12 protein-coding genes are annotated in these 10723 nt (G+C 42.6%); all 12 read right to left on the reverse strand.

Going from position 1 to position 10723, the window contains the following annotated elements:
- Positions 1–717: YWFCY domain-containing protein (locus WKT20_RS16600; protein WP_340417751.1), on the reverse strand; the 717-nt coding region annotated here is incomplete at its 3' end.
- A 16-nt stretch (positions 718–733) separates the two neighbouring features.
- Complete coding sequence (locus WKT20_RS16605; protein WP_340417752.1) at positions 734–1381, reverse strand: DUF1566 domain-containing protein; 648 nt, start codon at positions 1379–1381, stop codon at positions 734–736.
- Positions 1382–1386: 5 nt separating this feature from the next.
- Complete coding sequence (locus tag WKT20_RS16610; protein WP_340417753.1) at positions 1387–1902, reverse strand: hypothetical protein; 516 nt, start codon at positions 1900–1902, stop codon at positions 1387–1389.
- A 3-nt stretch (positions 1903–1905) separates the two neighbouring features.
- Positions 1906–2763, reverse strand: coding sequence for a conjugative transposon protein TraN (gene traN / locus WKT20_RS16615; protein WP_340417754.1), 858 nt, complete (start codon positions 2761–2763; stop codon positions 1906–1908).
- 18 nt (positions 2764–2781) lie between these two features.
- Positions 2782–3975 carry a conjugative transposon protein TraM gene (traM, locus tag WKT20_RS16620; protein WP_340417755.1) on the reverse strand — a complete coding sequence of 398 codons (1194 nt, stop codon included), beginning with the start codon at positions 3973–3975 and terminating at the stop codon, positions 2782–2784.
- Positions 3953–4372: a hypothetical protein gene (locus WKT20_RS16625; RefSeq protein ID WP_258322687.1), complete on the reverse strand. Its 420-nt coding sequence runs from the start codon at positions 4370–4372 to the stop codon at positions 3953–3955. The genes traM and WKT20_RS16625 overlap by 23 nt, the downstream gene beginning before the upstream one ends.
- A 1-nt stretch (position 4373) precedes the next feature.
- On the reverse strand, positions 4374–4988 hold the full coding sequence (gene traK / locus WKT20_RS16630; RefSeq protein ID WP_008781805.1) for a conjugative transposon protein TraK: 615 nt from the start codon (positions 4986–4988) through the stop codon (positions 4374–4376).
- Positions 4989–5011: 23 nt separating this feature from the next.
- Entirely contained in the window at positions 5012–6142 is a 1131-nt protein-coding gene (locus WKT20_RS16635; protein ID WP_258322754.1) for a hypothetical protein, read from the reverse strand.
- Between the two features lie 34 nt (positions 6143–6176).
- The gene (locus WKT20_RS16640; RefSeq protein ID WP_195564529.1) at positions 6177–6908 is read right to left on the reverse strand and encodes a DUF5045 domain-containing protein; all 732 of its coding nucleotides are present in this window, start codon (positions 6906–6908) and stop codon (positions 6177–6179) included.
- Positions 6909–6932: 24 nt separating this feature from the next.
- A complete protein-coding gene (locus WKT20_RS16645; RefSeq protein ID WP_340417756.1) occupies positions 6933–7676 on the reverse strand; it encodes a hypothetical protein in 744 nt (247 codons plus the stop codon).
- Positions 7651–10209, reverse strand: a complete 2559-nt coding sequence (locus tag WKT20_RS16650; RefSeq protein ID WP_340417757.1) for a hypothetical protein — start codon at positions 10207–10209, stop codon at positions 7651–7653. The genes WKT20_RS16645 and WKT20_RS16650 overlap by 26 nt, the downstream gene beginning before the upstream one ends.
- A 9-nt stretch (positions 10210–10218) precedes the next feature.
- Positions 10219–10723, reverse strand: a 505-nt coding sequence (locus tag WKT20_RS16655) for a TraG/VirB4 family ATPase (RefSeq protein ID WP_445323295.1), incomplete at its 5' end; no start/stop codon positions are given.

The following is a 10723-nucleotide window of genomic DNA, read 5'->3' on the forward strand; positions in this document are numbered from 1 at the left end:
ATCGTACACAACCATGGCAAAGCCCTTTGCGCTGTGCTGACGTATAAATGGTTCGATAATGGAGAAAGTCTTACCTGAACCCGGTGTACCGACAACCCACGTACCACGGAAGGGATTGACAATGTTCACCCATCCTTTGCGGAATTTTCCCTTGTAATAATAGCGCATGGGTATATTGACACTGTATTTGTTTTCCTGCAATTCCTGGCATTGCTCGAATGACTCGTTCTCAAAGTTGAAACGGTCTTTCAGAAGTCCTTCCTTTAAGAACTTGGATATATTGTCAAGGGCTACATGTATACATATGGTGCCAATGATTGACGCAACCATATACAACCAGTAGTTCAAACTGATTGTATAGAATTTCATGCTCATACTTTGACCGTAAAGCCAAATAGACAATATCAATACAACAAGTCCACAAAACAACGGGTAGAATACCTGATGACGAGCGTCAAATTCCAGATGCTTCTTGTTACGGGTACCTATACATGTAATGCAGATAAGTATAAAGGTAGCTATTTTACTCCATATAAGGTTGCCGTCCTGATAAATATACCACCGTTTTATACGGTCATGAATATCGCACAGAATGCCACCCCAATAATCCAGTAGTTCAGGATTAATGGCATATTCGAAAAATTCCACTATCAGTGACAGATAAATCAAGTAGCGGAATATTTTATACGTGGTCTGTAGTTCTTTAGTTTCTTCCATTCAAGCGGTTCTTTAATCAATTGTATAATGTGATGATTGGTCTGATTTTATGTGCTTGTGTTTTCGGCGTTTCCTGAATGGCTCCAGAGGCAAGTGAGAACAACCATGCTTTATCGGTTTCCTGCTCCTTTACTTCTGTTGATGTCCAGTACCAGCATTCATCAGGATTGTCCTGTATCTCATCTCCACCACATTTACGGATATATTCATTAATCTTATTTCTTACTTCATACAACAGGTGTAACTGAGCAACGGAAGGGATGTAGGCGCTCTGTCCATATTGCCACATGTCAAAAACAGCTTCGGCTGCAGGCGAAGTATAGGTAGAATACATGGCATGGGTATTGCTGTTCCCATCGAAGGCTGCCAGGTCTGCGGAAGTATCATGCTTTATTCCAATACTATCAGAGTAGGCGCAAGGCTCTATATCTTTCAGATAGACTGCATATCCAGTACCTTCAATATCCTCTTTTTGATTGACATAGAAAACCACGGCTATGGGTGTCTTTTCCTGTGCTTTCATTTCTTCATATCTGACGACCTTTCCATCGGTACACAGGATGTCTCCAATCTTCATTGAGGTATCCGGGAAGTCCTGATGTGCATCACATGATGCTATGGTTGCCGCCATGAGAGCGGCACAAATGGTGTGAAATATCTTCATCTTCTTTATCTTTTTGATGTGGGTATTTTAAATCCTATTACTATACCAGTTCGGAACAAATCCTTACGGTCAGGGACGATAAGGTCGCATTTGGCCTGAATATACAGTCCCCAGCCATGACGGAGTGATAAATTATGCTCGTAACCGGCATGAATACCAGCAATGAATTTATCTGTGTCACTGCCTCCAGAAGCTCCTATGCGCAGATTCCCGTAATGGTTACGTCCTCTGATTAAACAAGGTTTGTATGCGACTCCAATTCCCCATGTCCGATAGTTGTTCCAAAATGAATCAGGACAGATATGACCACATGAAGCACATTCGTCCCATTTAATGTAGCCGTTGATGAAATACTCCCAAGCGTTATGGTGACGTGTTTCATGTTCCCATGCGATGGTAGCATCCAGCCCACGTTCATAAAGTGCACCAACTCCCAAGGATAAACGGTCACTGTGACTTTGTGCAAATGAAGAAATGGTACAACTGAGTACCATTATCAATGATAAGATGATTTTCTTCATGGCTTATTCCTCCATCATTAGACATGAGTTGAAAGAGTCCGCATACAGCACATCTTCATAATCGATGTCAAGGCTGATGGTTCGGCCACTGATTTGTTTCTCAGAAAGTTCAATAGTCAGGACTTTGTCATTGGGGAAGGTCATCTTCTTCAGAACTATGACATTTCTGTATCCATGCTTGAAACTTTGGGCCGTTTCGAGTGCCAAGACCGGAGTCAACTCTATCATCTGTGCGTTGGTTGCCTTGGATATTTTCTTGTCGTTTAGCTTGATGCGCAACTCATCGACGTCAAACCGTATGTTGGTGCGGTTCTCTATGCTGAAATCCAAAAAGAAATATTCACCAACTGAGTAGATGTTATTCAACCGCATAGTCATACGATGCTGTCTGGTACTCACATTACGTATTCTCGCAGGGGAGTTCCATATCGTTCTGGCATATCTGGTCATCTCTTCTGTACTCATTGAGACTGCCGGGTTGTGGTATGGAATTTTCTCTTCCGGCTGGATTTGTTTGTCAGACACTGCCTCCTGCATACGTGTGGTATAGATGAGCGCATATTGTGTACGATAGCGTTCTGTTACAATCGTCACAATGGCAAGAATATCTCCATCGGCATGTATGTCAGCTCCTTCTTTAGGTTTAAGACGGATGGTATTGTTGATGGGCTGGTCTCCAACAACGGCATCAGTGGAGATGTCGACAAAGCGTACTGGTTCTGTGGCTGTGATAACAGTTGTCACATTCTCATTAACGGTGAGCTGTTCGATTTCCTGATACGTCTGCTGAGCCATAGAGGGGAGGGGTGCCAAAACACATACCGCCAATGCGCCGATTCTTTTAAAAGTCTTCAGTTTCATAATATCTACGTGCTTAAATTATTTTTCTTTGTTGTTTGAATGAGAATTAATTAGGTAAACAAAAGTGCCATATTTGAGCTTGGCTTTATTTTTTTTGATTGCCTTGCTGACGGCATTACTGCTTTTCTGGACTGCATTGGAAATAGCTTGCGCTCCCCATGATGCCAGACTGTTTCCAGATGTGGTTGTATTGGTGAGTGTAGATGTATTGCTTAGCGCACCGCTACCCACGTCTTTTGTCGTTTCACGGAACTGGCTGCTTGGAACATACAGTCCTTCTAATCCGTCTGTATCATAGAGGGCAAGGTTTACTTTGATAATCTCACCATCTACCATGATGCTTGTAACATTGCCTTTAACACGCTGTGAGCCAAAACCGCTCATAGTTGCATAAAGGTATGATCCTTTGGGAACAACAACTTCATTGATTTCCACATCATCTATTAATCGGAGACGGACTCTTGAGCCGTCAACTGCCTTGATGTTTTCATCTATGATGGCTTTAATTAACTTCTGCTCTTTTTCATTCTCACAGATAGTATTGAAATAGTCGGACGTTACTCTGACTTTTTTGACCACTTCCAGGGGTTCATCGTTATTTTCTTTTTCATCAGACACTTCCAGATTCTTTTCATTCCTCTTTGTAAGTGTATCCGTATCAGTCGGCAAATTTGTAGCTTGCAGACCTTGTAATCTGGCTTGGGCAATAGCCCGGTTCAGCTCCTCCATGGCTTCTTGCTCACGTTGTTTACTGAGGGCTAAGCGGTCTTCTTCAGAAGTACCGTCGCCTTGTGCGACTTCCTGACCTTTCTGTGCGCTCTCCTGTAGTTGTCTTTGCATCTCAGCGAGTTTCTCGGCTTCCTGTTTCTGAGATTCCAATTGTTTAAGCTCTTCTTCTGAATATTTTGAATCATACTCTTCTTTGTTGTCTTCTTCATTACGGTCAATGTTTCCTAAAGCAGTATAGTCATCTATTTTCCCATATGATTTAAGCATATTGTCATACTTATTGCCAATTCCATCGCCTTTCATGTTGGCATCAGGCAATTCCGGATTCAGATAATCAGTCGTAGTGAGTCCGTTAGGAGTCTCTGCCTTCTCCGTATGAAACAGATCTATGACAAAGTAACCGACAAACAACAGGGGAAAGTAGATGATTATTGGAATCATGTACTTTGGCTGCTTCCAGTTAATGTTCTTCAGTGCGTCCATCATTCTTTATGTTTACGTTGTTATTATTAGATTCGTCATTGACGGTAGAAAGTACTTCGTGAAAACGTTTGGATGTTTCATTGCCCTTGTTGTAATGTTTACGCAATATCAGCTCCTGCCTTTCTGTGGCACTTTGGACGGATTGCTGCCTGTTAAACACAAATGCCATTCTGTAGATATTCAGACATAGACAGAGTATGATAAGTCCGAACACAATGACTAGAAACAGTTTTCTGTGATTGTTGGCAAAGTTCTGAACCGTTCCGGCAAGCACATCAAGTTTCATCATACGTGCGAACTTGCGACCGGCATTGACTTCACTTTCGTATCTTTGCTTATATTTCGGATCATCCTTATCTGGCATCTTCTCTCCGACAAATAATTTTTTCCATCCCATATTAGTAGTTCATTTTGTTCTTTTGTTCAATATCCTTATTCATAAGTGTCCTCCAGTTTGTGATGAGCAATCCGTGAGGGTTATTGTCAGTCCTCGGTACACGTTTCAGTTGACCTGCAGTGACCAGTTCTCTGGTAAGAATGCTTGTCCGTCGTTCTATACGCTGTTTGCCATAATACATGAACTCCATCTTTTCCTTATCGAATTTTATACTGTCGCAGAATATGCTGAACACAGCACTCGTACCCATAATATTCGAGTAGAATCCTTTTTCTTTCAATGTATTATACTGGGCAAGACCCGTTTCGTCCACTAAATACATGGCTTTGTCCATTGTGTACTTGATATATTTGTCGTCTGGGGCCAGGGTGAAAAACAGATGGTGGAACATCTCGATGTGAGACTTAGCTTCTACGTCAAGCGTTTCGTCCATTGTGCTCCGATGAACAAGAATAGGCACATTGCCGTCCAAAACATAGACTTTCTTATGGGCATCCGAGACCATTGTCCTGGCTGTCCAAATGCTGGAGATGCAGATGATGATGCAGCCTGCAAGGAAAAGGGAACATATAATCAGCACCAGCTTGATTTTGTTTTCAAGATTCTTAATTACCATAATATTCCATATTGATTTATTGCTTACAATACTTTGCTAATCATGCCTTGGGTTGATACTTTGGCTTGCTGTGCGACTCCTTCACCGAAGTTTCGAGTTGAGAATGCTGTATCGCCTTCCGGTATCATCCATGCGGCCAAATCAGGTACAAGGTTGAGACATTTCAGTGCCACAATACTTGCGGCCATGAGATAGCCGGCTGAGAAGAACGAGTTCTGCAGATAGGCCGCCATGGTCTGTTCGCTTTCGGTAATGGCAGTCAGATTCTCTACCTGTATGCACAGGACAATGTCAAATAGGAGCAGTACATAGAATCCAACGAAGTACAGCATAGCTCCGTAGAAGTGTACGGTCAGATAACGTATGAGCCACTTTGCCCAGGCACCTTCCCATTTGGGCAGAAGACTGAATGCCCACTGTATCGGCCCGAAGATGGTCAGCATCCCCAACAGGATTTGCTGGCAGTAGATGGTTGCCCACCAACCGATGCGATAAACTATCAGAGCGATGAGCATAATGATTTTATCCAGTCCGACCACTGCACCGGCAGTTAGTGAAGTAAACCATAGTTTGGATGCGTCCTTTTCCATGTTGGTCACTTCTTCAACACCGGTCTGTTCCATCGTGGACTCAATAAGATTCGGATCGGACGTTCCTGAATGTGCTACGTCAGCCTGAGCTTGCAAGGATGTATAGAGAGTGTCCCTGACATAAATGAGTTCCTGAACTTCCTCAAACTTATCTTCTATCTGTAAGGATTCTGCCTGATAAAGGTCATGAGTATATGAACCGATACAGTTAGGAATGTAAGAAAGAAAGTCAAGGAAGCACCAGCTGCTTCCGCTGTTAGTTATTCCCGTATCTGCAGGTGGATACCACCAGCACAGAATAACGGATATTGCCAATGGCCGGAACAGTTTCATCACGTCCAGAGGCTCGTGCTTCACCATCATCTTATAAGCTATATTTCCAGCCACTACAATAGAGAACAGAGCAGCGAGAGCCATGCACATTTGGAGAATCCACCAGAACGGTCCTTGTGAGCCTGTGAATGTGGCATCTGTAAGGAACTCGTTTGTCTGGAAAATCACGTCATCAATCTCTTCTTCAAGAATATTGATACCGAAATCTGAGAGTATATTTGAATCTGCCATGATTTTAGTTTCCTTTTTATGTTATAATTCTCTGTTAATTGTGCCCTCCTGAATTTAGTTGCCCGGCGTCTCGCCAACGGCTAAATGCTTCGGTTGCATGAGAAGCAACATCAGTTCGTCTGTTCAAGCGGGCAGCCAACAAGGAAGCTGTCTTGTTCCTGTTGCTTAACTGAATCAGATACGCTATGAGAATTTCATTCTGATGCTCTATGTCAGCATATATCGCAAGGTATTGTCTTTTCCTTTGGGCGTTTGGCATATAAGCGTCCTGGGTTTCTTTAATAGCTGTCTGAAACATCTTGTAGTATTCGTTCCATCGCGTTTTATCATTTGCAGTACCTCCAGAACTGATGATGCGGTTGATATTCTTTTCAAAGTCTGATAGTTTTTTATTCACTTTGCTGCCTTCAGCAAGCCAGGCAATATCAATCTGTCTATCTGCAATATTGAGAGCCTCAATTTCAGCCCGCTGAGTCAGTGACGCTTGAATGCTGTCAGCTAAATCAATCTGTTGGTATGATTCTATACCAGCCAGTGTTCTAAAGCTCAGTTTGTTTTTACTCGCTGCCGATTTCTGGTAGCTGTTATGAAAGAGGGTGTAGTAGAAAGCAGGAGTTAGTCCGCCAACACCTATTTCCTGAACTGTAATCTGATTCATTTTTGTTGCATCGTGATTGTATGTCACATAAGACTGGGCAACTGCTTTGAAACAAAGCAGCATTGCACATAAACACAATGTTGTTCGATAACTGATAGAATGTACCATATCTGTTGAGTTTTAAATTGTTATTTAATAGCCTAAATAGCCCGCAACTTTCCACCGGCCAAAAGCATCGTTAATAATCTCTTCCTTGGTCTTTGCACGATAAACCTGTCTTTTCCAATATCCAATGCGTACCTGAATGTATCTCCAGGTTTCAAAGTATGCCTTGTTCAGATGCGTCCTGATATTGTCGAGTGAGTTGTTTATGTTTATTAGAATGAGATAGAGATCCGCTGTAGAACAGGCTGCCGCACCGGTAGCATACAGGATTAAATCACTGACCGAACGATATAAATTGTCTCCTTCTTCGGCAATCTTTGCCAAGGCCCCGACATTGACTGTGATTATCAAGGTATCCGTGCTTACAATGTTTCCTCTGTCCAGACACTTCCTCCTGAAGTCTTCAAGCATGTCTTTATAATCACCCACACGATCACTGATGTTCTCATAGGTGTTATAGATATTGAGACTGGTCCTTAGAGACTGATACAGAATATCAATAACGTCAAACGCACGCGTGTATCTGTCAAGTTCCTGATTGATGTCCCTAAAGCCGATATTGGCATCACTGCTGTACTCATGCAGAAGTTTGTTGCTCGCCTCCAGTGTGGATCGAACAAGCAGCAGACTTCGTTGTTGTTTGTGGTCGTTGATATAGGCTTCTATGGAAGCTACATCAAAACCATATTGAGCCTTGGCAGTGAACGGGAACAATACCAAAAGGCAAACAACAATCGGCAATATGTTATTCCTTGTCGCTTTCATCTTCATCGTATTTACCATTATATGTATCTGAGTGGGCACTGGAGGCTGCCTGACGCAACCAGCGTTTTCTACATTGTTCAATGAGGGTCAATCTTCTGCCACTGTCATCGTTGATATATGGGACCACGCTTTTCAGCATATCTATGATGGAATGTTTGTAGTGCATCATCTTTTCCAATGATACAAGGTCGGCATAGATATTGGTGAGTCTCGTGTCAATCTGACGGGCTATTTCAAGTCTGTCGCTTGACCAGAGCAGATGATAGGTATCACCAGTATCATCTGTTTCAATAGGACTGCTTTTGGCATATTCCACAGAAGGAGTGCAATCCGGAAATTCTCTGGCCACTTCTGATAATTTTGAATTGACCTCGTTGGCTTTTTCTGCATCCGATTTGGACGGATCGAGATTGACTACTTCAACAACCTGCGTGTCACTATATTCTGTAGTAAGTGTCCATGAAATTTGCACAATAGCACGGTGTATCTTAATCCAAAGGAAATACTTTGGTTTCCTGGCTATGGATATGGTTGCCTTAAAGGTTATGGTACCGTTGATGTTGGGCATGGAGGCTGTACGAACGAATGTATTGCCTTCCCATGCACCCGAACCGTTCCACGACAGGTTATAGGCTGTTTTGCAATCCTGCATGATGGCCGGGATACGGTAGTAATCATCCGTGGCAGCATTCTCTCCGTCGATAGCTTCCTGTTTTGCCTGTTCATACTGATCCAGCTCTGTCTCAAATGAACTCATTTCAGTTTTTAGGCTTGATATTTTATCTTTGTTTGCATTGTAGGTCTGCCTGTATATTGCAGCATCCTCGACGCTTGCTGACTGGATTTTTTTCAGGAGCTCAGCGTTCTCTGTCTCCAGTGCTGTTATTTCTGATTGTACAGAGACAATATTTCCTTTCAATTCCGTTATCTTGGAGTCTATTTCAGATGTATTGATACTTCCTTCGGAAACACTTGTTGCCATAGAACATTGCTTGGTATGGTTGTTTACACTGCTTCCACAATCGGAACATTTGTATTGTGTTGAGCCTTCTCCTAATTTGGCACCGTCATGACAAGTGACGCTGATGGTTGCTGTCTCACATCCTGAAATCTTCTGGGCATTGGTGGTCTGGTAATATTTCTTTGAGTCACTTCCCAGGTAATAGGTATAGCCCTCTTCATTATCGTTTAGTTCAGACAGACGTGCGTTCATACCAGCCTTAAAGGTATTCAGGTCCATAGTGTATGAATCAAATATGTCTTCATAGGCTACTTCCTTACGATTCCAACTTTTGGTAGCATGAATCTCGTAAGCGTATGCTTTTGCATACAATCCATTCTTTGAAGAATTAATCTTGTATGCGAGCATATAATATGAGATGCTATAGGTATAGCCATCATTGGCTTTATTCAGATTGGCTATCTGTGAACGACTGTATCCTGCATGATTCTCGGAGTTCTGGAGTGCAGTCTCACGCTGTGCGGAGGATGGATAAAAGTTTTCATCTGTAGTGCTGATTCTGTACCAATGATTACCGTTGATAACGGAATTGTTATCTTCAGGAGGATAATAGTCGCAAAGTATATTGGTACCAGCATCTACACGGTAGATATACCACCTTTGTGTGTAGTACTGGCCGAATGCCTCATTGGCATAGTCTGTAATCCATGCCGTTGTGTTGTAATTCGACAAAGAGAAGAGATTGGCGATGCCTTCCTCTCCACCAATAAACTGCAACAGGGTGTTACCGGCATTTTGGGAAAGATTGCCGTATAAGTCGTACACATTCTCGGCTATCTCAATGACACTGCTTGTCTTGTCCATGATGGTTCCGTTAAAGAAACTGTGCCCAAGAATGGAACTTACAGCATTGTCGGCTCCAGCCGAAGCAAGGCTAACGCCCATCGCATAGAGGTTATCTATGTCTTGCTTTAGGTTTTCCTTTGTGAAGTTTGTACCAATATTTGAGAAGCTTTCAAGCAGAACATCCCAATCCACATTGCCCAGTTCTGACAATTTCAGAATTGCTGCAAGTTCCTGGTTGATTTCAAGAAATACGATGTCCTTGAATGACAAAGTACTATTGGTAACAATAGACTCAAACTGATAACACAAAGTCTTTACCTCATCACAGATCTTATAGAGATAGCTACCCCAATAGAGGGCGTTATGAGGGCTTTTAAGCATCATGCCAGCAACAGTCCATATTTTGGGCATAATTTTGGCAGACACCATGTTGTATATACGGCGGTAATAGTAGTTCTCTGTTGCACTGGTCCAAAGTCCCAGATTTGTGAGAGCTCTGCGATCGAGGAACTTGGAACTGAAGATTCCTGCAGCAGCCACTTCCGCTGCCTGATAATGTTCCCTGATCTTGGCTATCTGTTGAGCATAATACGCCTCTGTAGCAGCTTCTGTACCGAAAGCTGCCGACATTTCCGCTACAGTGCGAGTATCATAATTTACACTGTAATACTGTGCCATAGCAGGCACTATAGCACAGAGAAATAGAAGTTGTATTATCAGATAGCGTTTCATTTTCAAATCTTACATTTCTGTTTTTGTTTTGAGATTAAGAACATGTTGAGTCTGGTTCACCTTTTGTGCAAAGGCCAAAGACTTGGTTATTCCTGAAAGATTCCAATCCCTGCAATAGGCTTCTATGGCATGCTGATGGTCACATTTCAACTCTCTTTTATAGAGTTTCAAGGCTTCCTTTTCAGCTCGCTCTGTAGTGTAAGTCATGTAGCATTCACGTGGCTCTTCAACTCCAAATACGGCCCCGACACTTCCACGTCGGATAAAGACCTCACGGAAGAAACTTCTTCCTTCCTTATTCTCCAGACGGTTGATAGTGAAAATCTTCTTACAATCAACGTCCGTCAAACCGAGCGTGGCTTTAATCTCATCAAATCGCTCACGGAATTTGCTCTGGTCGAGCAGCATTACCACGTCTGAGTTATTGATGATAGCTTCCTTGACTATAGGACTTCCTACAATATCCTGTATTTCCTGCGTTACCACACCGACAGAAGCCCAGAACTTACGGGCA

This window comes from Phocaeicola sp. ICN-14070 (assembly GCF_037892625.1).
GTDB classification, from domain to species: Bacteria; Bacteroidota; Bacteroidia; order Bacteroidales; family Bacteroidaceae; genus Phocaeicola; species Phocaeicola plebeius.